The sequence below is a fragment of the Psychrobacter glacincola genome, assembly GCF_904846075.1.
GTDB lineage: Bacteria > Pseudomonadota > Gammaproteobacteria > Pseudomonadales > Moraxellaceae > Psychrobacter > Psychrobacter glacincola_C.
Genome location: NZ_CAJGZH010000001.1, coordinates 290,095 through 313,780, shown reverse-complemented (window position 1 = coordinate 313,780; position 23,686 = coordinate 290,095). Strand labels below are relative to the sequence as shown.

Here is a 23,686-nt window from a genome sequence, read left to right as displayed (position 1 = left end):
TCATACAAAAAGGTCATTCGATGAATTCCAAAAAAATCGCCATTATAGGGTTAGGTTACGTAGGTCTACCACTAGCTTGTGCGTTTGCAAAAAAATATGACGTTATAGGCTTTGATATAAATGAAACACGTATTAACGAGTTATCTAATAATATTGATAAAACTAGAGAAGTGACTAGCGAATATCTCAAAAACACTTCTCGTCTTACTTTTACTTCTGACACTAATGACCTAACCGCAGCAAACGTATTTATCATTACCGTACCAACACCAATTGATGATAATAACTTACCAGATTTGTCCCCATTGGTTAAAGCTTCTCAGATGTTAAGTAAAATTATTAAGCGAGATGATATCGTTATCTATGAATCAACAGTATATCCAGGTGCTACAGAAGAAGTTTGTATTCCTGAACTAGAGAAATCTGGTTTGATATTGAATGACGATTTCGGCGTAGGCTATTCTCCAGAACGTATTAATCCAGGCGATAAACTGCGCACAGTAGAGAACATCTTAAAAGTCACTTCAGGTTCAAACCCTTACTACACAGACATAGTGGATGAATTATATAGCTCAGTGATTACTGCTGGCACATTCAAGGCTTCCTCTATAAAAGTCGCAGAAGCATCTAAAGTTATTGAAAACACTCAGCGTGATGTCAATATTGCTTTGATAAACGAATTGGCCCTTATTTTCAACGAAGTTGGTATCGACACTCATGAAGTCATAGAAGCTGCTGCTACTAAATGGAACTTTATCAAGCTTATGCCTGGTTTAGTAGGTGGGCATTGTATTGGCGTAGATCCTTATTACTTGGCACACAAAGCATCATCTTTAGGATTAAATCCCAATTTAATTTTGACTTCTCGCGCAATCAACAACTCTATGAGTAAATTCGTTGCCGAACAAACCATCAAAAAGCTTATCTCATATGGGAAAAATATCAAAGATGCCCGTATTTTACTTTTAGGTGTTACCTTTAAAGAAAACTGTCCAGATGTCAGAAATACCAAAGTAACAGATATTGGTATTGAACTTGAGAAATATGGGGTAAGAATGACTTATTCCGATCCTTGGGTTACTGAAGAAGACTGGAATAGCCTAGATGTTGATTATATCGACTATGAAGATATTCAAGAGAATAGTTTTGACGCTGTTATTGTAGCTGTTAACCATTCAGATTTTGTTGGTGAAGATGACAGAATAGATGGATTTTGCACTAAGCCTAAAGTAGTTATCGATGTTAAAGGTGCATTAGTAAATCCAGACTGGCGTTTATAAGTACGTTATATCTCTGTAGGAAAGTAAGATAGTTAAAACTATCCTTACTTTCTTATTAATGTTATGGTTTTTAAAGTTCAGTATCTTTCTCGTTTCTCACAAAATGCAAACTTACTATAGTAAAAGGTCAAATCTAGACTATAGATTCTTATCTTCTATAGCTTCAGCTATTTTCACTTTCATAGCTTGTTGCATAGCCACATATTCTATATTACTTATACTATTTAAAAAATCTATGTGAGTTATATCAGAAAAAATTAAACCACATCCATATTTTTTTACAATGCTCCCTAAATAAGTTTTATCATATACTATAATAGGGCATTCGACAGCTTGAGCTTGGAAAAATTTATTAGGTAATGCATATCTATAGCTAGGATGGTTGGGATTTATCAAAATTAAAAAGAAGGGATATTGATATTTCCTAATTTTTTTTAGCAATATAGATTGATAATCCATCCCTTTAAAAATCGTAAGACGGTAGAGATTACTATTGTTCTCTAAATATGATATGGCTTCTTCATTGTAATTACATGCAATTATTAATATGTCGTATTTATAAGACAGTCTGGCAATATCGTCTAATCCACGGTCTATTGATACATTACCTATGTATATCAATAAATATTTATCTTTCTTACTTTCGGAATCAAAGGAAATATTTGTATTAAAAAAATTCTTATTATAAATAACTTTTATTTTTGATCTTCTTAAATTATACATAGTAGAAAGAGTGTCAGCAATATACTTACTTATCGTAATGATATTTTCCCGCTTACGCAGCTCTTCCATCTCTTTAAGATAGATATAGAAAGACCTCTGAATCGAAGCTTTGTTTCGATTTCTAAAGACCTCAAGTTCATGGATATCGTATATATAATCAACTTCACTATGGGAGTCAACACTACTTGTCGATATTAAATTATTGCAAATCACACAAGTATAACTAGTATCAATTTTCTGCGTTAGAGAATAACTATGATCGTTATATATTCCCTGCTTTGCTTTATTTCTAAACGCTAAGAATGGATGATGTATAACAACTAATATAAAAAACCATGGTAAATATATAATATTTTTCAAGGTTTTCAAATGTAACGCTTTCAACATATCCTTTTTTTGACTATCTGTATAATTATTATCTGGCTTTACTTTTAAAATAGTTATGTTTTTAGTTGTTCGTTGTAGGGCTGTTAGTTGATTCAAAACCCGTATATCAGTTCTTACATCTTCATCTGTGACAATTAATACACGCTCTAAATTAAAATTGGAAAAATAGTTAAAAAAATCTTCAACTATAGGAGCTTCAGGCCTTTCTGTAGTGAGATGAGCAATCTCATGAAGATTTATTTTTTCAATCAGCATTAATATACAACCTACAGCACTTCTAGAAATCTATGGAATAGTAAAAATTAGCACAGAAAGCTCGAGAAAAAATATCCATTACGAATTTCTTTTCAGGGAAACTGTCTACCGTTTGGTCATTATCAATTATAAAAATTTGATATCTTACTATAGATATAGCCAACTTCTTCGTCTGTTAAATAAGCGTGCATCGGAAGACTGAGTACTGAACTAGCAAAATTTGTAGAATTTTTCAATTCACCAATTTGATACTTCAAGAATGAGGCGAGAGCTTTAGTCTGACTCATTGTTTTAGGATAATATACTGTAGTTGGAATACCCTGACTCTTAAGGTAAGTCATTAATTCTTCTCTTTTATCTACTCTCAAAGTGTATTGCGCCCAACTACTAGTATAGCCTGGTGGAATCTTGGGCACTATAACTCCTTTAACATCTTCTAAAGCAGAAGTATACATGGCTGCTATTTCATTCTTCTTAACTACTTCTTTATCAAATATCTTGAGCTTTTCGAGCAAAATGGCAGCTTGGATAGTATCAAGTCTACTATTATACCCAATATTAACATTTTCGTATTTGTGTGATCCTTTGCCATGTACTCGCAATGACTTGATATGCTCTGCCACATCTATATTATCGGTAAATATAGCGCCTCCATCACCGTAACAACCTAAAGGTTTCGCCGGGAAGAAGCTAGTAGTACTTATGTCTCCAAAACTGCACGCCCTATTATTATCTATCTTACCTCCGAAACCTTGAGCGGCATCTTCAACATGCCATAATCCATGCTCTTTCGCCAAACGATCAATTTCATTATGATTGGCAGGAAGTCCAAAAAGATCAACACTCAGAATACCAGCTAAATTTTTATTACTATTCTTTAATGTTAATATTTTTTCTCTAAATCTAGAGGGCAAATATTGTATGTATCATCAATATCTACAAATATAGGAATAGCACCCAATTCTGCAATAACCTCAGAAGTTGCAAAAAATGTGAAGTCCGTGGTAAGTACTAAATCACCTTTCTTAATTTTAAGCGCTATCAAAGCTAAACGAATAGCATCCGTGCCATTGGCACATAAGAGACAGTATTTCCCTGTATATTCAGATAATTGCTGCTCTAAATCCAAGCATTCTTGACCCATAATATATTGACCAGCTCTCAATACCCGAGATATAGCTTCATTGACCCCTTTTTCAATTTTTTGCTGTTGGCGCTCTAAATCTATAAAGTTAATTTCCATTATTACTCTCGAAGTCATCAATTAGCTGTCTAAGCTTTAAATCATTAATTTCATTTCGCTCTAAACCTATCTTATTTATACCTATTTCTTTAGATGGGTTCCCTGCATAAATACGGCCTGGTAAGATTCTGGCCTTCTTCGTTACTACCGTTCCCATACCAATCATGGCATGAGAACCAATCCGCTGCCGAGGGTGTACAATGGCACCCATCCCTATATTAACGAAGTCTCCGACTTCTACGTGCCCACCTAAGCAAGTATGCGCAGAGATTATAGACCGTTTGCCAATTACTACGTCATGAGCTATATAAGCAGCTTTCATTAAAAAGCTGCCCTCCCCAATTACAGTATCTCTACGAGCCTGCATCTATAGTAACATTACCAGTAAGAACAACATTATCTTCAACCTTAACAGTATAACCTACACTTTTACCGAACCCTTCTTTGTACTCAGCGGGGAAACCGATAGTACAGTTTGGGCCTATATATACATTATCACCTAAGATAACGTTTTCATTAATAACAGCAGAGGGATGAATTGTATTGCTCATAAGTATGCCTATAGCTTATTTAAGAAACCATTGACTGATTTCTAATTGATTCTGTCATTTCAATACAACAAACGGCTTCTTGTGCACCAAAACCTCTTCCTTCAAGTATTTCTTTATAACTTATTGTATACCCCACTCTCAACTTGAAATAAGCAAATCAAACTGAAGAGGCGGATTACCAAGTTTTTTGTTGAGTACAAAGCACAGATTGTGTGAAAGAATCTTACGAATCAATCGATGAGACAAATGCCATAAATCTCTTGCTCGTACCCTTTGTATATTAAATCGTTCTGATAGCTGACCAATGACTGTTTCAACGATACGGCGGGCTTTCATCAGCCGTCTTACCACAGGTTTGGGCCTATCCTCTTTCATGTTAGCTCTGAGTGGCGTTTGTAAATCCACGCCTTGAGCGTCGTAGTACGATGTCAGACTAGGGCTGATATACCCTTTATCAGCGCCAAGTAGCCCATGAATATGAGTGGTGATTTCTGGGGCAACGGCTCTTTCATCAACATTGGCAGGAGCAAAGGTAAAGCCTTTAATCATGCCCGATAAGTTAACAAGCAAATGTCCTTCAAAGCCATAGTACCTCTCTTGCTTAGCCGCACAGTAGCTAAAAGCCGCTAAGTCTTGATAGTTTTTATGCCGATAAGCGCGTCCATAATGACAGACGGGTATCGGAAAACCATCCATAAAATGGATGTTGTCACGGCCCTCGAGTTCACTGACTTTATCTTGTATCTGCTGTTTGACTTGCCACAGATTGGCGCAGTGCTTTGCGAAGTTAGGGTATGAGCCGATGGCTGGAAACCAGTCTTGCCAATGCTGGGTAAAGTATTGCCAAATTTGTTTGTCTTGATCTAGGTGTAAAAATTCACCGACCATCTCCATGCAAATGATCTCAGGATCACTCAACTTTGGTGCGTAACCTGCACTTCGCAAGGGTTTGGTGACGACTATTTTGTAATATTGCTCTACCATTAAATAGATATTGATGATAAATTCGTCTATGGGCATCTCATGACTCCATTGTATTCTTGGTCGAAAACAATAGATTAGTGAGGTGCTCTTCTTTTTTCAATCACTTTCGAAGTTGAGAGTGGGGTTATTGTATGTAAATCAGTGAAACCTTTGGAGAACTCTACTAACTCATCACCAATTTTTATTGCACGGAAAGTTGGCTGCTTACCTTTAACTTCTTCAGGCAAATCATCTGAATTGACCGATAGAAACCAGTTTACATTCGCATTTTTAAATTTCAACATACCTTTTGAAGAGTGCGAACCTTGAAAATCATTCTCATTAATAATTGGCTCACCAAATAGGTGATGTAGAAGATCAAAGAAATGCACACCTATATTTGTCGCTATACCGCCCGATTTATTTATGTCACCTTTCCAGCTCTCTTGGTACCATTTACCACGAGACGTAATGTACTGTATCTCGCAATCATACTGCTTATCAGGATTTTCCAGCAACTCTTGATCAATTTGAGACTTCAAAGAAATAACAGCATCGTGTAAACGTAACTGAAGAATGTTATAAAGACGTTTTCCTGTTTCTTGCTCTACCAACTGTATTTCTTCAAGATCTGCTTTACTTAAAACTAAGGGCTTCTCACATATGACGTCACATCCCATTCTTAATGCAAGAGTTATATGCGATAAGTGTAGATAATTGGGAGAGCATATAGATATATAGTCAACTTTTGTAGCCCCATTTCTTTGCAACTGATATATATAATGAGAAAAACGTTCAAACTCAGTAAAAAATTCCGAATCAGGTGAAATGCTATCAATAACGCCTACAGAATCGGATTTATCATAAGCCGCAACTAAAGTGCCGCCTAATTCTTTAATAGCCTTCATGTGACGTGGTGCTATATAACCTGCTGCTCCAATTAAAGCAAATCTTTTCATTAAATTTCTCATTTTAGTCATTGAAGTATTTTATATTAAACATACAGATAAAAAATTATTATAGCAGTACTTTATGTTAAGTAATTCAGATAATATCACTATCAGATAAACCATCTATATAGCTGAGTTGATCTGGTTTATTCACCATACCTTCGAGACCTAGATACGAAATTTCTTCATTTTCAGCATTCAATACATCTAAATATCCCCAGTTGAAGAATTCTGTGTAAAATATAACTTTATAATCTTCTTGGATATTTAAATTTTGTTTAGTAGTAGGTTCTAAGAAATGAGACAAGACAACAGAAACCGGATTAATAGAGTCAAACGTTACTTCCCCTACTCCGTCTATAATATTTAAGACTTTTTATATTCAACATTTATCATTTTTTAAATAATCTTTTTTAAACTCTAAATTCCTAGCTTTATGTAAGAACGGTAGTAATTTTTCAAATTCATTATGTGGCAAATAATATGTATTACCTGCAACTTCAACCCTATTTTCAGTTTGAATTGCCGGATTAATAGAAGATTTGATTTTTTCAACCTTTTAATAGCAGAACTTATAACAAAAATTATTCTAGTTGACTTATCATATTTATAGTAGCCACTCTCATACTCTTTAGGCCTAAGCTGCCTAGGCATAACTGTCTTTTTTCTAGTAGAGTCTGAATGATCTCTATAATCGACGACTATATTACTAATGTACCCTATTTTACCCAAGTGGGCTAGACGAATCCATAAATCAAAATCGGCGGCTGAAGAAGCAAAATGAGGTGGCATACCAATTTCTTTGAAAATAGATTTTCTGAACATTACTGCGCAACCATTTATAAAACAACCGTATTGTGCAAAGTTTTCAACAGTTGCTTCATAACTAGGAACAAATATAATTTGTCTTTCATTATTGACTGAATAAATTGCAGCGCCGCAAACTCCTACCCAGTTTGGATTTTCATCTAAAGCTTTTGCCATCACTTCAATAGAATTATCTAAATGCAAATCATCAGAAGATAAGATTGCAATATAACTACCTTGTGTATTTTTAATAGCAGTATTAAAAGTGTGTGATGATGCTGTTATGCCCGATTGATTTTTTCTAACGTACACTGTATTTGGATAAAGATCTATTAAAGACTTAATATCAATTTTTGAACCATCGTCAACGATTACGTGCTCATAGGAGCTATACTTTTGCCTACTTACAGAATCAAGATTTTCTCTAAATAATTGTAATCGGCTATTATTACCATCTACATAAACATAGGTAATTATACTAACTTTGATATCTTTATTTTTTACTACTGACATAGTTTTTACTCTAATTAGCTAAGTAATTCAATCAAACTGCTTTGCAATAAGCCTCTATCAACTAAATTTTCATTTAAAATTCGATTGATATGTTCATCGCGCATTTTTAATTTCCCAGATACAAAATCGGAAAAATTGAAATCCAAGTTATTAATATTAGAATCTTTGAAATCAGTTGTTAGTATAGGTTTGTTTAGATAATTACTTATTTGATATATTATAGAATCTGGACTTATATTATAATTTGCTAAACAAAAGTCTGATTTTTCTAAAGCAAAAATGTAGTCGTAAAAGCTAAATTCAGAATCTAAAAAGAAACTTTGTATAGGTTTATGTGACTCTAAGTTAAAGTTAAAATTCTTCAAACTATTTCGACTATTTATTGCAATATATTTAAATTCAGAAGTATTCAACACCCCAATCTTTTTATGAAAGTACTGATCTAAACATATATTTTTTTTCATAGCTTCTATTTTTTAAATTTAGTCGCTAAGAAACTTAAAGCTTCTTTACATAAATTTTTGTCTACTATATCATTAACATCTGAGTAGTCAAAACATATAGTTTTTCTAAACAGCCTAACCTGATAATATGTTCAAGAAAGCTTATAAGGCCCTGTGTATGGTAGACTAGAAATATACTAGGGAAAATCAAGACTTTCTGATAACCATTATTATGATTTACTAAATAGTTTTCATTTGTAATCACTTCTACTAAGTTAGCAGAACCCCCATTATTTATAATAATAGCAGCTAAGTTCTCTGCAAAATATTTTTCATACTTCGTATATAAAATTTCAATTTTCATAATTATCTATTCATAGTTTCAAGGATTAGATTTAATGTCTGTTTAGCTGTTTTCTCAAGACCGAAATCTTCTCTAAATTTATGTATTATATTTGAACGAACTCTATCAAAATTTTCATTATCTCTAAGTATACTTTGAACCATACTATCAACATCACTATAAACATAGCCAGGGTATATTTTACTAGCTGCTTCGAATTTATCCAACATAGACCATTCTTTGATTACAGGAATAGCGCCAGTAGCCGCTCCTTCACATACAGAGACAGATTGACTTTCTCTATTTGAACAGTTGATTACAAATCCAACGTCCTTGTACCAAACATTCATATCATCAACAAAACCTGAAAACTCAATATTGCTTGAAAGTTGAGCAGCTTTTCCTTCAAAGAGCTTTTGATAGGCTTCTTCGATTTCATTAGTAGGTTTATTAAAAGGTAATCCTGCAAATTTCATTTTGAAACGAGAATCTATACTAACTAATTTCTCAAGGACTTGTAGAGCCAATAGCGGATTCTTATTAGAATCCCCCACTGGACCATACCTATATGAAATCTAGCATTAAATGTTTTTGATGTTTCAAAATTTGAGAAATCAATATAATTTCTAATTAAGTGATTATTGGTATCGTCAAAATCTCTAAAATTTTCAAAACTTTCTAATGCAATTTCCTTAATATGTTCACCAACAAATATATTTTTGTCAATTCTTTCAAAATCAATAAAATGTGGCCAGTACGTAAATGCTTCATATGCATGACATCGTGTAATGAGCTTAGTATTATCGGGAAGAAATCTAGATGCCCAGACCGTGGGTGAACCCACCACTCTGCCCAAACGATATCTGCCCACTGTATAGTTTCGTAATTTTCTGGAAAAAAACGTGCAAAAGAAGAAAACACTTTATCAATATCAGAGGCTGACTCGCCTCTCCCTACTAATTGGCCGTGCGTATGCAAGTGGTCCAAAGATGGAAATTTTCGATGCTGTGCAGAAAAACCTCTACTAATCTCTGTAAAGCTTACTTCTCTAAACTCAATATATTGTTTTACTATTTCGGATTGATAGAGGGGCTTCATAAAATGAAAGTTCTCAGATAGCACTGCAACTTTAATCTTACCTGTCTTACAGCTGTTCACCTTACTAAAATGGCGCACTATAGTATTGTTCTTTTCAATCTTTAACCCCTTTCCTAAATCAGAATCCAATAAAGGATTCCAAAACCCTTGTAAACTTTCTTCATTAGCTTTAAAGACTCTTTCATTGAGCAGTGGATATATATCACCATCATATTTCAGTTGGTACATCTGTTTCGTATCATTGATAAATTTATTAGCAAAAGATACAGGGCTGGAAATATCTTCTTTAGAATACCTATTAGAAGTAATATTAGAATTTTTAGTACTAACATTTAATACAGGAAGCATTTTATGCGTTTTCGAGAATCTTTTGTTATAAGAGTCAATAAAAAATAACTTTGGATTTCTTAGTAATTTTTTCATTTTTCTAACGGTAAAAAATTTATTATCTTTCACTTGTAGTCCCATGATTCTTATATAGTGAGTGGCTTAAAAAAATCTATATATTATTTCGGATTATATCAATAGTATGTTTAGCCGTATATCCATCGCCATAGGGGTTTGAATCTAATAGCATAGGCTCGTTCAACCAGCTCTCATAAGGTAAAAAACTATTCATAGGATCCAAAGTTTTTAACGCATCTAAACTAACAAGGTCATCCCAAAATGTATCAAAATGACAAACGAAAGCTGCTTTTTTTCCAAAATAGAAAGCCTCTTTTTGTAATCCGCCTGAGTCTGTCAATACATACTTACACTGTTTTAAAACCTTTAGCATTTCAACATAAGTCAAAGGCTTACAAATTTCAATATTTTTCGGAATTTTTAAATTTAAACTATTTATAGCATTCATAGTTCTAGGATGTATTGGGAAAATAATTTTAGTATTAAGCTCTCCAATATTTTTAAGAATATTACCTAATACGATGGGATTATCAGTATTAAAATTACGATGTATAGTTAATAATGCATGATTAGTATAATCTACCTCATTTTCTGTAGGAATAGAACTTTCTCTGAAGATACGTACTGTATCGAGCATTATATCTCCAGTTTTGAAAGATTTTGAACCCAAACCTTCGTTTTTAAGATTTTTTAAATCCTGATTAGATACGCAAAATATAAGTTCTGAAGCATGATCAGTTAAGACTCTATTGAAATGTTCAGGTACTTTTGTGTCAGCGTTTCTAACTCCCCCTTCAATATGTACTACTGGGATATACAACTTACCTGCAGCTATAGCCGCGGCTAATGTAGAGTTAGTATCACCGTATACTAAAACAAAATCTGGCTGCTCATTTTGAAATTCATGATATAACTCGTTCACCATTATTCCAGTTGGCTCAGGATATTTTTCTGAATTTATATTTAAGTTTTTATATGGTGCGGGTATATTAAGTTCATTGAAAAAGATTGGCTCATACTAAAATCATAATGCTGACCTGTATGTAATATTTTTTCATCGAATTCGTTACTATACTCTTCTTTAATTGTCTTACTAAAAGCAGCTGCTTTTACAAACTGAGGACGAGCACCAACTACTGTAATAAACTTCTTCATGTTATTCCTTAGTATGTCTTTAAGGCATCATGCCCTATATAATTAGCAAAAATACTTATTTGTATTCAATTATAATATTAGTCTCAAAGCCAACTAAAAGTTTATTCTGAAAACTATGGCTATGTTCATATTTTTTATATATAGTTTCATTTAGATTGACCTTATCATTATACTTAATCCATCCACTAGCATGCTTTCGAACTACGATAGGTAGAAGCTGTTTCCTAGCTAATAATCCGATCCATATGTCTGCCATATTAGCTTTTTTGAGCATTTCATATTTCACATTGAAAGCACTTGTATGAAAACCCATAACTCCAGTTCCTCCAAAATGTACAAACCTATCTTCGTTTAAAGCACCTAAGCACCTGAAATATTCTTGATAATCTTTATAATAGCAGTGAGCATCTGGTTTCAATGTTCTACCATGATAGGATAAAATGACTTCATTATTATAATAGTTAAGACCTTGAATCAAATTCTCTACATAATCTGGAGGGTATATGAGATCATCATCTAAAGAAAGATAATAACAATTATCATAATTATCAACACAGTAATATTTACCTGCATCACCCATGTCGCTTCCAGTATCAATAGAGCTTATCACTTCTATTTTCTCATGATTAAGAAAGTCATTAATTTTTTTATAACCATTTTGATATATTATTAGTTTATCGACTTGATTCAATATAGAGCTTACCATATCAAACAAAGCAGATGATCGAGATTCTATAGTAGCACTCCACATATTATTCTACTACCATAATATTTTTTCTTACTATACTCAACGAAATTATTACTAAACTGATAAGACATATACCAATTATCAGATTTTTCATTAACTTATGTTTAATTTTAAAACCATCAGCATATGCTTTTCGGATCTCGGATTTATCTGCTATAGCGTGACTAATATTATTGACACCATAATAAGCTTCAGTTAATGGCTTTTTAATCAAATGAAGTTTCTGAGTTCCAAATTTCGACTTAAATCTTGATATATATTCACTGTCCCCACCAAATCTCGTATCATCATAATATCCTATTTTTTCGAAAACCGCTTTTTGTAAACAACCATTGAATGACCAATTTCTTGGTATCCTAGACATTTCCCATCTATAGATATTCTTTTATATCCAGCTATACTACACCCCACTCTCAACTTGAAATAAGCAAATCAAACTGAAGAGGCGGATTACCAAGTTTTTTGTTGAGTACAAAGCACAGATTGTGTGAAAGAATCTTACAATCAATCGATGAGACAAATGCCATAAATCTCTTGCTCGTACCCTTTGTATATTAAATCGTTCTGATAGCTGACCAATGACTGTTTCAACGATACGGCGGGCTTTCATCAGCCGTCTTACCACAGGTTTGGGCCTATCCTCTTTCATGTTAGCTCTGAGTGGCGTTTGTAAATCCACGCCTTGAGCGTCGTAGTACGATGTCAGACTAGGGCTGATATACCCTTTATCAGCGCCAAGTAGCCCATGAATATGAGTGGTGATTTCTGGGGCAACGGCTCTTTCATCAACATTGGCAGGAGCAAAGGTAAAGCCTTTAATCATGCCCGATAAGTTAACAAGCAAATGTCCTTCAAAGCCATAGTACCTCTCTTGCTTAGCCGCACAGTAGCTAAAAGCCGCTAAGTCTTGATAGTTTTTATGCCGATAAGCGCGTCCATAATGACAGACGGGTATCGGAAAACCATCCATAAAATGGATGTTGTCACGGCCCTCGAGTTCACTGACTTTATCTTGTATCTGCTGTTTGACTTGCCACAGATTGGCGCAGTGCTTTGCGAAGTTAGGGTATGAGCCGATGGCTGGAAACCAGTCTTGCCAATGCTGGGTAAAGTATTGCCAAATTTGTTTGTCTTGATCTAGGTGTAAAAATTCACCGACCATCTCCATGCAAATGATCTCAGGATCACTCAACCTTGGTGCGCAACCTGCACTTCGCAAGGGTTTGGTGACGACTATTTTGTAATATTGCTCTACCATTAAATAGATATTGATGATAAATTCGTCTATGGGCATCTCATGACTCCATTGTATTCTTGGTCGAAAACAATAGATTAGTGAGGTGCTCTTCTTTTTTCAATCACTTTCGAAGTTGAGAGTGGGGTACTACCTAAATAATTATTATTATAAATTGACCTTATTTGGAGTTCTATCTTACTCTTATGCATAAGATCATCAGCACCATGAATACAAAAATAACTAAAATCAAGTCTGGAAAATATACGTAGTACAAGATTTATAGAGCTATAGGTACCTTGATTAACTGGCGATATAAGAACAATTAAATTACTGTGTTTTTTTTGTAAATTCTTGAGTAAACTTACACTTTCATCACTACTTCCATCATCAATTGCTACTACTAATATGCTTTTATGAGTTTGATTAAATACTGATGATAATGATTTTTCGATAGTAGAAGACGAGTTATAAACTGGAACTATAACTAAAGCCTTATCGGAATTTAAATCCTTAGTACTAGCTATCTTTCTACTCCATAATTTATGTATATTAGCTTCTTCAAGAGATTCCTTATCTCCTAGTAGGATTGATGCTTGTACTAAATTAATATATGATTTTAAACCTTTGTTAATACTTTCATATGCATCTGCAAGATTTTTATAGTAGAAAGGATAAAAGGGACAGGAATTAATTAGTTCTTCATACAACTTAATAGATTGAGTAAAATTATTATTTCTCAATTTTTTATTTGCAATTTCAAATTTTCTAAAAGTCATATCCTTATATCAACCTCTCAACAGATTAAAAATCAAAATATCATTTATGTTTAAATTTATATATTTCAGAAAATATCCTAAAAAGCAGTAAAGGTGCTTGAAGTGGATTCTCAATACTATTAACTATACATGAACCTACTTTATATGATAAGTGATCTTGTAACTCCACTGCTTTTGGATAATCATAATAATCATGCAAATCATGTTTTTCTTTAGTAATTGCATTACTTTTTTGAAATCTATATAATTTTTCAACAAATTAAAAGGGACTTTTGGTATACTATTAATAGACTTTGTATCGTTTATAATAGTGGCACCTAGCCTATATTGTAATGATTTTCTAATTATCTCAGCAGCTCCATAGCGCTGATCAATCTGTGTTACTTTAAAATTATTTTTAATTTTATTAGGATTGTTGTTTATAAATATTTTTTCCATCTCTTCATAGGCTTCATGTAAGTTTTTTTAATTTCTAAGTTTTCTTTTTCTAAAATTAGTAATTTTAACTCTAGCGCTTCTACACTTTTCATGTTGATCTCTCTCATTCTATTTTGAACATTCAATAACTATAATATCTGACTTCCTTACTAGAATAAAAAATTTATTTTTTTCATGGAGAAAAACAGCTTAAACTTCAATTTTGATATGTTTGATTATTAGCAACTATTATCCAAAATACATCCTACTTGTCTTCCATACAAAGAGACACCCCATTGTAGGGGTGTCTCTTTGTTTTTTCAAGATAGTTTTGGTAGCTATACAATAGACTTATGTCTATATTACCAACCTGTCACTTCTTTTAGCTTTTCGCCAAGTTTAGATGGGTCACGTGTATACGCGATACCAGCATCTTCAAACGCTTTGAATTTCTCTTCAGCAGTACCTTGACCACCAGAGATGATTGCGCCAGCATGACCCATACGCTTGCCTTCTGGAGCGGTAACACCAGCGATATAACCAACAACTGGCTTAGTTACATGGTCTTTGATATAAGCGGCTGCTTCTTCTTCAGCAGTACCACCGATCTCACCGATTAGAATGATCGCTTCAGTTTGTGGATCTTCTTGGAACAGTTTCAACGCATCAATTTGGTTCATACCAGGGATAGGATCACCACCGATACCGATACAAGTTGACTGACCAAAACCAAGCTTAGTGGTCTGAGCAACGGCTTCATAAGTCAATGTACCAGAGCGTGAGATGATACCCACTTTACCTGGCAAATGGATATGACCTGGCATGATGCCGATTTTGCACTGACCTGGCGTGATAACACCTGGGCAGTTAGGACCAACCATGCGTACGCCTTCAGCTTCTTCGATATAACGTTTTGCTTTTAGCATGTCTAAAGTAGGCACGCCTTCAGTAATAACGATAATCAATTTAACACCAGCATCTACCGCTTCAACGATAGAATCTAGTACAAATGGTGCTGGCACATAGATAACAGAAGCGTCAGCTTGGGTCGCTTCCATAGCTTCTGCCATCGTGTTGAATACTGGTAGGCCTAAATGCGTTTGACCGCCTTTACCTGGGGTTACGCCGCCGACGACTTTAGTACCGTATTCGATCGCTTGTTCAGAGTGAAACGTACCATTCTTACCAGTAAAACCTTGTACCAATACTTTAGTATCTTTATCGATTAATACACTCATTATTTATTCCTTGTATTCGGTGGTCTTGCAATAGCCACTTGATGATGTGTTATCCATTAAATGTTAATGATAAATTTATACCAACAAGCTGCTATTACGCGTTGACTACTATGCTTAAGCACATATATTTAGAGGACTATGCCTCAAATATATTAAGCTTTAACAGCATCGACAATTTTTTGAGCCGCATCTGATAGACCTTGGGCAGAAATCAATTTCAGACCAGACTCTTCTAGGATTTGTGCACCTTTTTCAGCGTTGTTACCCTCTAGACGGACAACAACAGGTACTTTTACGTCAACTTCTTTGATAGCAGCGATAATCGCTTCTGCAATCATGTCACAACGTACGATACCACCGAAGATGTTGATTAGAACACCTTCAACGCTGCTGTCTTCAAGAATAATCTTGAATGCTTCAACAACGCGATCTTTAGTTGCGCCGCCGCCAACGTCCAAGAAGTTAGCAGGCTTGCCGCCGTACAATTTGATGATATCCATCGTTGCCATAGCAAGACCAGCACCGTTAACCATACAACCGATATTGCCTTCTAGCGCAACATAGTTTAGGTCAAACTCGGCCGCTTTAAGCTCACGCTCATTTTCTTGTGACTTGTCTTGTAGTGCTGCGATTTTAGGCAGACGATACAGTGCGTTTGAATCGATACCAATTTTGCCATCAACACAAACGATTTCGCCATTTTCACGAATGGCTAATGGGTTGATTTCTAACAAGGCAAAATCGTTATCGATGAATGCTTGATAAGCGCCCGTCATCAATTTAACGAATTGATTGATTTGCTTGCCTTCTAAACCTAGTTTGAATGCCACATCACGTGCTTGGAAGGGCATCAAACCAACTAAAGGATCAACGTTTACTTTAAAGATTTTTTCTGGTGTCTCATTTGCGACTTCTTCGATATCAACGCCGCCTTCGGTTGATGCCATGAACGTTACGCGACGCGTAGAACGATCAACGACTGCACCAAGATATAGCTCAGTTTGTACTGGATACATATCTTCTGCAACCAATACGAAGTTAACTGGTTGGCCATCAGCGTCAGTTTGGAAAGTAACCAAATTGGTACCGATTAGCTCTTCAGCAACTTGCTTGGCTTCTTCACGAGTTTTAACCAGCTTTACGCCACCCGCTTTACCGCGACCACCAGCATGTACTTGCGCTTTGATAACCGCAATGTCTGTTGGCGTTTTATCAAAAGCAGCAGCAGCTTCGTCGCCGTTATAGGCAATAATGCCTTCTTGAATCGGCAAACCATAGCTTTTTAATAGCTCTTTTGCTTGATACTCATGTAAATTCATTGATTGTATCCTTTATTTTTTACAATTAATAAAAAGTGAAAACAAGTGCGCGTATATACATATTAGACAAGCATATGGCGCACTCATGACCGTGGTGGAAGCCATAACAACCCCACCGCGATCAGGTTATAAGTTGGTACTGATCAAAATAACGACTTATTTCTTACGCTTTTTACGCTGAATGGCGTGAATAGCACGGCCATCAGCAGACAGAGCAGCTTCATGCACGGCTTCTGAAATGGTTGGATGAGCAAAGGTCATCAATTGCAAATCTTCGATACTAGAGACAAATTCCATCGCGATCATACCCTGATGGACGATATCACCAGCACCAGCAGAGATAGCATGCATACCTAATAGACGATCTGTTTTAGCATCAGCCACGACTTTGATAGAGCCTTCTGCTTCGCTTTGAGCCAATGCACGACCGTTCGCTGCTAGGTTGAATGAACCTGTTTTGACCTCAAAACCAGCGGCTTCAGCTTCTTGCTCAGTCAAACCAACCCATGCGATTTCTGGATGGGTATAGATGACGTTAATGATCGTGTCATAATTAACTTGGGCTTTTTCGCCATGAATGCGCTCAACGGCCATCATGCCTTCTTCCATCGCTTTATGCGCAAGCATTGGACCACGAACCAAATCACCGATGGCATAAACACCATCAAGATTGGTTTTACATTGATCATTCACGTCGATAAGACCACGTTCAGTCAATTGAATGCCACTGTCATCACCAAGCAGTTTCTCAGAGTATGCACGGCGACCAACACAAACGATCAGTTTGTCGAAGCTTTCTTCAGATGACTCGCCTTTGGTTTCGCTGGTGACGACAACTTGATCGCCTTTGACTTCAGCATTGGTTACTTTGGTGTCAACACGGATATCAAGACCTTGCTTCTTTAGCATTTTGCCCGCTTCTTTAGCAATGTCTTTATCAGCGGCTGCTAAGAAACTTGGAAGCGCTTCATAAACAACAACTTCAGCGCCTAGACGACGCCATACTGAACCAAGCTCAAGACCGATGACACCAGCACCAATCACGCCCAAGCGTTTAGGTACAGCAGTGAAGTCGAGCGCGCCAGTAGAGTCAACGATACGATCGCCATCAGTTTTAGCAACTGGGATATCGATCGGCACAGAACCTGCCGCAAGAATCACGTTTTTAGCAGTGATAGTCGTTTCTACTTCATCTGCAAGCGCGGTAAATTTAACTTTTTTATCAGCGCCCTTGCCGTCTTCTAACGTGCCCCAGCCTTGTAGCCAGTCAACGCCATTGCCTTTCAATAGTGCAGCAACGCCGCCCGTCAATTGCTTAACGATACCTTCTTTACGTGCAATCATTTGCTCAATATCAATAGCAACGTCACCAGTGCTGATACCATGTTCAGCAAGGTCATGCTTCGTCGCTTCGTAACGATGCGAGCTATCAAGTAGTGCTTTTGATGGAATGCAACCGACGTTCAAGCAAGTACCGCCAAGTGCTGGCTCACCTTTATAAACACGCTTTTCGATACAAGCAACACTCATACCTAACTGACCTGCACGGATAGCGGCTTCATAACCACCAGGACCGCCGCCGATGACGACTAAATCATAATTGTCTTTCATAGTACGTTCCTATTTCTAATTATCGTTCTAATTGTAAATATCGTTTAAACTGAGGATTGTCTCGTTAATAAATAAGCCATGTTTTGGTTCAAATTTTTTCACTTTACGGTAAATACACCACATCAGTTAAACATTCTTATTTATTAGTAAACAACGAGCACCACTGTTTAGACTAAAGTTAAAAAGCTTGTATCGGCGGTTGCCAATACAAGCTTAAAAGCTTACAGGTCTAGGAGCAACATGGCTGGATCTTCAACCAATTCTTTGATGGTTACTAAGAACTGTACCGCTTCTTTACCATCAATCATACGATGGTCATAAGACAATGCAAGATACATCATCGGCAGAATTTCAACTTTACCATCAACAGCCATTGGGCGGTCGTTGATCGCATGCATACCTAGGATGGCTGTTTGTGGTGGGTTCAAAATAGGTGTAGACATCAATGAGCCAAATACACCGCCATTTGAGATAGTGAACGTACCACCAGTCATGTCATCTAGACCAAGCTTACCTTTTTGAGCCAAGCCACCAAGCTCACGGATACGGCTCTCGACGTCCGCCATGCTCATGCGATCGGTATCACGTAGTACTGGAACAACCAAACCACGGTCAGATGATACAGCAACACCGATATCGTAGAAACCATGATAAACAATGTCATCACCGTCTAGTGAAGCGTTTACTGCTGGGAAGCGTTTAAGTGCTTCGGTTGCCGCTTTCACGAACAATGACATAAAGCCTAAACGTACGCCATGACGTTTTTCGAACTGGTCTTTATATTTAGCGCGCATGTCCATTAATGGCTTCATGTTAACTTCGTTGAACGTCGTTAGCATCGCCGTTTCTTGTGAGGCTGCTAGCAGACGATTGGCGACTGTCTTACGAAGACGCGTCATTGGAACACGTTTCTCAGTACGCTCACCCATTGATTCAGCTACTGGACGGCCGCTATCAGATTTGATGCTGCTGTCTGCTTTCAATGTTGGGTTAGCCATATCGGTTTTGGTCACACGACCGCCGCGACCACTGCCTTCCACTTCTTTAGGATCTACGCCAGACTCTTTCGCTGCTTTACGTACCGCTGGGCTTTGATCTTTATGATCCGCTTCGTCTTTTTTATCTGTTGCTTGGACAGGCTCGCCACCATCTGCTGCTTGCTTGGCTTGTACTGGCGCTGCTGGTTGATCTGGATCTACCGCAGGAGCATTATCTGCACTGGCGCTTGCACCAGCTTCGAATTGACCAATGATCTCGTCAGACAACACGGTATCATCAACCTGCTTAACGATTTTGGTCACAACGCCGTTATCAGGCGCCACAACTTCTAATACGACTTTATCAGTTTCGATTTCAGCCAATAGGTCATCACGATTGACTTGCTGACCTTCAGTGACATGCCACTCAACGATAGTACCGTCGGCAACTGATTCTGGAAAAACGGGGGCTTTGATATCAGCCATCGATATACTCCTTAGATTGGGATATTCATATTTGTTATTAAGTCGTGATAGGCAGTCAGTGCCATCTTGCATAGCGATCTTAGATAATACTATCTAGATTTTATTACAACATACTGACTGTTATCGCCTGATTCATTTATCTTCAATAATCTGTTACTTAGCCAACTCATCGACACTGATACCAAGACCACCAGCGATCAACGCTTGCTGCTGCTGAGCATGCAGTTTTGGTGACCCTGTTGCAGGTGCTGCACTCGCAGGACGCGCCACTGGCTCCATGACTTTCGCCTTGGTTGGGTGTGGTACGACGATACGGAACATATGCGGTGCTAAATAATACCAAGCGCCTTGGTTCAGCGGCTCTTCTTGTGTCCAAACGATCTCAGCCAAGTTACTGTATTTTTCAATCTCAGCCATCAAACGCTGCTCTGGTAATGGGTAGAGCTGCTCAATACGAACAATAGCGACATGATCTAGACCTAAGGCGCGGCGCTGCTCAAGCAAATCGTAATAAACTTTACCACCACAAAGCACCATACGAGTGACTTTGTCTGCATTTTGGTTGTCCATCTCTGACAGTACCGTTTCAAACTTACCATTCGCCAGCTCTTCAAGATTTGAAGTGGCTAGCTTATGACGTAGTAAACTCTTCGGCGACATGACAATCAATGGCTTACGAATTGGGCGAACCGCTTGACGACGTAGCGCATGATAGATCTGCGCAGGTGTCGTTGGCGTTATTACTTGCATATTGTCTTCAGCACATAGCTGTAAGAAACGCTCAAGACGAGCAGATGAATGCTCAGGACCTTGACCTTCAAAACCGTGTGGTAATAACATAGTCAGACCACAAACGCGCTGCCATTTCGTCTCACCACTTGAGATAAACTGGTCAATCACTACCTGCGCGCCGTTGACGAAGTCACCAAACTGCGCTTCCCAAACGATCAAGGCATTTGGTACTGTCGTTGCATAACCATATTCAAAGGCTAATACCGCTTCTTCTGATAACAATGAGTTATAAGTGGCAAAGCGGGCTTGAGTGTCACTCATATGAGCGAGTGGCACATACATACTGCCATCATTGATATTATAGATTTCGCTATGACGATGTGAGAAAGTACCGCGACCCACATCTTCACCAGTAATGCGTACCAATACTTTATCGTTATCGACTAGTGATGCGTATGCCAACGTTTCAGCTGCACCCCAGTTTAATGGCTCTTCGCCTGTCTGCATGGCTAAGCGCTGCTCAACCACTTTTTGGACTTGGCGTTGTAACTTATAGCCTTCTGGCATTTCCGCCATACGACGTCCATACCCTTTTAAAATCTCGATGTCAACACTGGTATCCCAATCATCCACCAAATCGTGACCTAAATAAGGTTTCCAATCGACGAACAACTCTTCGTTAGGCTCATTAACCAATGAGTTTGCAACATAGTCACCACGGTCTAAAGACTCACGATAGTCATCTTCATACTGCTTTTCTTCTTCAGCATTCAAAATACCGTCTTCGATGAGTTTTTGTGCATAAATCGTACGAGTCGTTGGTAGCTTCTTGATAACTGCATACATAAGTGGCTGAGTCGCTGACGGCTCATCCGCTTCATTATGACCATTACGGCGATAGCAGAACAGATCGATAATGATGTCTTTATCAAACTCATGACGGTAATCTAATGCTAACTGCGCGGCAAATACGACCGACTCAGGATCATCACCGTTCACATGTAGGATAGGTGCATGTACCATTTTTGCAACATCAGTACAGTACTCAGTCGAACGCACGTCTTCTTGACGGCTGGTCGTGAAACCGACTTGGTTATTGATCACAATATGTACAGTACCACCAGTGGTATAAGCACGGGTTTGTGACATTTGGAACGTTTCTTGAACCACGCCTTGACCAGCAAACGCAGCATCACCATGAATAACGATTGGCAATACTGAATTACCACCTTTATTATCCAATAGCGGCTGATCGTTGCGGCGCACCTGACGAGCACGTACGGAGCCTTGCAATACCGGTGCAACAATCTCAAGATGTGATGGGTTAAATGCTAAAGCCAAATGCGCTTCACCGCCTGGCGTCATCACGTTTGATGAAAAACCATTATGGTATTTAACGTCACCTGAGCCTTTTTCTGGCTGTACTTTACCATCAAACTCGTCAAACAGGTCCGCAGGGTTTTTACCTAAGATATTGACCAGTAGGTTTAGGCGTCCACGGTGAGCCATACCAATGACCATCTCTTTAGTGCCGTAACCGCCTGCACGTTGAATGATTTCATTGATAGCAGGGATAAAGCTTTCGCCGCCCTCTAGCCCGAAACGCTTAACGCCCGTATATTTACGTGCTAAGTATTTTTCTAGACCTTCAGCTGCTGTGAGCCGCTCAAGAATAGATAAGCGCTTTTCTTTATCAAACTTGATGTAACCTAAGTTGGTTTCTAGATACTTTTCCATCCAGCGTTTTTCAGTACTGGTGGTAACGTGCATGTATTCAGTACCAATGTAACGGCAGTAAACACGTTCCATAATTTCGATGATTTCACGTAAAGGCGCTTCGTCTTTACCGATATTTAAATCATTGGTAGGAAATACGGTATCCAGATCTGCTTCTGAAAGATTATGATAAGCAAGGGTTAAATCCTCCACTTCTGCACGTGGATGTAGATTTAACGGATCAAGCTTCGCGCGGCGATGACCACGGCGACGGTAAGCTGAAATTAGCTGTTGTACACCCATTTGTTTAGGGTTAGCACAGTCGGCTAAGCCTGCATTTGCAGCAGGCTCTTGAGTGCTGGCTTTATTAGCAGTTTGGTTGCGAGCAAGCAACAAAAACTGTTCCTTAATAGCGTTATGCTGTGCATCGTTTGGCGATTTGTATTGTTCAAAATACGTTTGCCAATCGGTATCAACGCTATCAGGGTCGTTTAGGTACTGCTCATAAAGAGCTTCTATATAGCTGGCGTTGTCAGCAGCCAGTTCTGTATGTCCTAGGCTTGCGGCTTCTTTAGTTATACTATTCATAATAATCGTCTATTTGATAGATAAATGAATGGAATCGTGCTTATTATTGTGTAATCTGTTGTATGTGAGACATCTAAATACTTAATGCTATAAAAAATCAATCGTATTCTGTTCAGTACTGATTTATGAACCACACTTATTACTATAAAAGAAAAGTACGCTTGTCTGTGCTTTTGCTTATGACAGACAGTTATGCTAAATAGTGATAATAAGTGCCATTACAATACCTATATTAAAAATATAATTATTTGTGAACGTCCAGTTTTGTTATCTGACTCGTCTCACAACATTAATTTATATATACTGAAGTTAGTCATAACCAATTCATCAAAGATAAATGATCGATGAATTATTGACGCCTTCAGCTGGCCTATCATTTGGCTATCATCGCTGGAACGTCTGGTTATTCCCAAGCTATCATCACATTTATGGCAAACATACGTTGCTGTATAGAGTAGCATGACAGCGTTTCGCGCCATAGTTTGTTTGTTCAATACTAACTATTTAGGTAATGAATATCTACTATCATTTTGGATGTATTATTCCAGTCTATTATTTGTTTTGAATACTTATTTATCAGTAAGTTAAACATTAACGACTGATAGTGGTTCGTCAAAACCACTAATTATTAAAATAATGCGCTATTCTAACATTTAACGTGGTGAATATCTCTGGCTGAATACTTTTTCTAACACCAATTATATAGATTGCTGACGTATATATCA

22 protein-coding genes and 1 pseudogene are annotated in these 23,686 nt (G+C 37.2%); 1 reads left to right on the top strand and 22 read right to left on the bottom strand.

All coding sequences use genetic code 11. From position 1 onward, the window contains the following. The first annotated feature begins 20 nt into the window (after window positions 1-20). The gene (locus JMW85_RS01375) at window positions 21-1,280 is read left to right on the top strand and encodes a nucleotide sugar dehydrogenase (RefSeq protein WP_201580718.1); all 1,260 of its coding nucleotides are present in this window, start codon (window positions 21-23) and stop codon (window positions 1,278-1,280) included. A gap of 138 nt (window positions 1,281-1,418) precedes the next feature. On the opposite strand, the gene JMW85_RS01370 is transcribed toward JMW85_RS01375, so the two are convergent. The 22 genes and pseudogenes from JMW85_RS01370 to JMW85_RS01265 all read right to left on the bottom strand — a co-directional run bounded on the left by JMW85_RS01370 (window position 1,419) and on the right by JMW85_RS01265 (window position 22,961). Then, window positions 1,419-2,645 carry a hypothetical protein gene (locus JMW85_RS01370; protein WP_201580717.1) on the bottom strand — a complete coding sequence of 409 codons (1,227 nt, stop codon included), beginning with the start codon at window positions 2,643-2,645 and terminating at the stop codon, window positions 1,419-1,421. Between the two features lie 122 nt (window positions 2,646-2,767). Then, a complete protein-coding gene (locus tag JMW85_RS01365; protein WP_201580716.1) occupies window positions 2,768-3,559 on the bottom strand; it encodes a DegT/DnrJ/EryC1/StrS family aminotransferase in 792 nt (263 codons plus the stop codon). Continuing rightward, a complete protein-coding gene (locus tag JMW85_RS14360) occupies window positions 3,529-3,888 on the bottom strand; it encodes a DegT/DnrJ/EryC1/StrS family aminotransferase (protein WP_201580715.1) in 360 nt (119 codons plus the stop codon). The genes JMW85_RS01365 and JMW85_RS14360 overlap by 31 nt, the downstream gene beginning before the upstream one ends. Then, a complete protein-coding gene (locus tag JMW85_RS01355; RefSeq protein WP_227681631.1) occupies window positions 3,878-4,255 on the bottom strand; it encodes a hypothetical protein in 378 nt (125 codons plus the stop codon). The genes JMW85_RS14360 and JMW85_RS01355 overlap by 11 nt, the downstream gene beginning before the upstream one ends. Continuing rightward, complete coding sequence (locus JMW85_RS01350; protein ID WP_201580714.1) at window positions 4,242-4,439, bottom strand: DapH/DapD/GlmU-related protein; 198 nt, start codon at window positions 4,437-4,439, stop codon at window positions 4,242-4,244. Before JMW85_RS01350 ends, JMW85_RS01355 begins: the two co-directional genes overlap by 14 nt. A gap of 138 nt (window positions 4,440-4,577) precedes the next feature. Beyond that, window positions 4,578-5,459 (bottom strand): IS982 family transposase, encoded by an 882-nt coding sequence (locus tag JMW85_RS01345; RefSeq protein WP_201580713.1) that lies wholly within the window; start codon window positions 5,457-5,459, stop codon window positions 4,578-4,580. Window positions 5,460-5,497: 38 nt separating this feature from the next. Next, complete coding sequence (locus JMW85_RS01340; RefSeq protein WP_201580712.1) at window positions 5,498-6,361, bottom strand: Gfo/Idh/MocA family oxidoreductase; 864 nt, start codon at window positions 6,359-6,361, stop codon at window positions 5,498-5,500. A 411-nt stretch (window positions 6,362-6,772) separates the two neighbouring features. Then, entirely contained in the window at window positions 6,773-7,672 is a 900-nt protein-coding gene (locus JMW85_RS01335; RefSeq protein ID WP_201580711.1) for a glycosyltransferase, read from the bottom strand. A 14-nt stretch (window positions 7,673-7,686) separates the two neighbouring features. Then, a complete protein-coding gene (locus JMW85_RS01330) occupies window positions 7,687-8,136 on the bottom strand; it encodes a hypothetical protein (RefSeq protein WP_201580710.1) in 450 nt (149 codons plus the stop codon). A gap of 345 nt (window positions 8,137-8,481) precedes the next feature. After that, entirely contained in the window at window positions 8,482-9,012 is a 531-nt protein-coding gene (locus JMW85_RS01325) for a glycosyltransferase (protein WP_201580709.1), read from the bottom strand. Window positions 9,013-9,136: 124 nt separating this feature from the next. Beyond that, window positions 9,137-10,012: a hypothetical protein gene (locus JMW85_RS01320; protein ID WP_201580708.1), complete on the bottom strand. Its 876-nt coding sequence runs from the start codon at window positions 10,010-10,012 to the stop codon at window positions 9,137-9,139. A gap of 43 nt (window positions 10,013-10,055) precedes the next feature. Next, the gene (locus JMW85_RS01315; RefSeq protein WP_265090729.1) at window positions 10,056-10,922 is read right to left on the bottom strand and encodes a UDP-N-acetyl glucosamine 2-epimerase; all 867 of its coding nucleotides are present in this window, start codon (window positions 10,920-10,922) and stop codon (window positions 10,056-10,058) included. A gap of 2 nt (window positions 10,923-10,924) precedes the next feature. After that, a complete protein-coding gene (locus tag JMW85_RS01310; RefSeq protein WP_201580707.1) occupies window positions 10,925-11,116 on the bottom strand; it encodes a hypothetical protein in 192 nt (63 codons plus the stop codon). 55 nt (window positions 11,117-11,171) lie between these two features. Then, window positions 11,172-11,867 (bottom strand): hypothetical protein, encoded by a 696-nt coding sequence (locus JMW85_RS01305; RefSeq protein ID WP_201580706.1) that lies wholly within the window; start codon window positions 11,865-11,867, stop codon window positions 11,172-11,174. Between the two features lies 1 nt (window position 11,868). Further along, a complete protein-coding gene (locus JMW85_RS01300) occupies window positions 11,869-12,228 on the bottom strand; it encodes a hypothetical protein (RefSeq protein ID WP_201580705.1) in 360 nt (119 codons plus the stop codon). A 49-nt stretch (window positions 12,229-12,277) separates the two neighbouring features. After that, a pseudogene (locus tag JMW85_RS01295) lies at window positions 12,278-13,158 on the bottom strand (IS982 family transposase). Between the two features lie 38 nt (window positions 13,159-13,196). Then, window positions 13,197-13,877, bottom strand: a complete 681-nt coding sequence (locus tag JMW85_RS01290) for a glycosyltransferase family A protein (protein WP_201580704.1) — start codon at window positions 13,875-13,877, stop codon at window positions 13,197-13,199. Between the two features lie 779 nt (window positions 13,878-14,656). Continuing rightward, window positions 14,657-15,532: a succinate--CoA ligase subunit alpha gene (gene sucD / locus JMW85_RS01285; protein WP_045455414.1), complete on the bottom strand. Its 876-nt coding sequence runs from the start codon at window positions 15,530-15,532 to the stop codon at window positions 14,657-14,659. Window positions 15,533-15,684: 152 nt separating this feature from the next. Next, window positions 15,685-16,851 (bottom strand): ADP-forming succinate--CoA ligase subunit beta, encoded by a 1,167-nt coding sequence (gene sucC, locus JMW85_RS01280; protein WP_201580703.1) that lies wholly within the window; start codon window positions 16,849-16,851, stop codon window positions 15,685-15,687. Between the two features lie 156 nt (window positions 16,852-17,007). Then, on the bottom strand, window positions 17,008-18,462 hold the full coding sequence (gene lpdA / locus JMW85_RS01275; RefSeq protein ID WP_201580702.1) for a dihydrolipoyl dehydrogenase: 1,455 nt from the start codon (window positions 18,460-18,462) through the stop codon (window positions 17,008-17,010). A 221-nt stretch (window positions 18,463-18,683) separates the two neighbouring features. Then, entirely contained in the window at window positions 18,684-19,925 is a 1,242-nt protein-coding gene (odhB, locus tag JMW85_RS01270) for a 2-oxoglutarate dehydrogenase complex dihydrolipoyllysine-residue succinyltransferase (RefSeq protein WP_045443097.1), read from the bottom strand. 153 nt (window positions 19,926-20,078) lie between these two features. Beyond that, window positions 20,079-22,961, bottom strand: coding sequence for a 2-oxoglutarate dehydrogenase E1 component (locus tag JMW85_RS01265; RefSeq protein ID WP_201580701.1), 2,883 nt, complete (start codon window positions 22,959-22,961; stop codon window positions 20,079-20,081). Window positions 22,962-23,686: the final 725 nt, after the last annotated feature.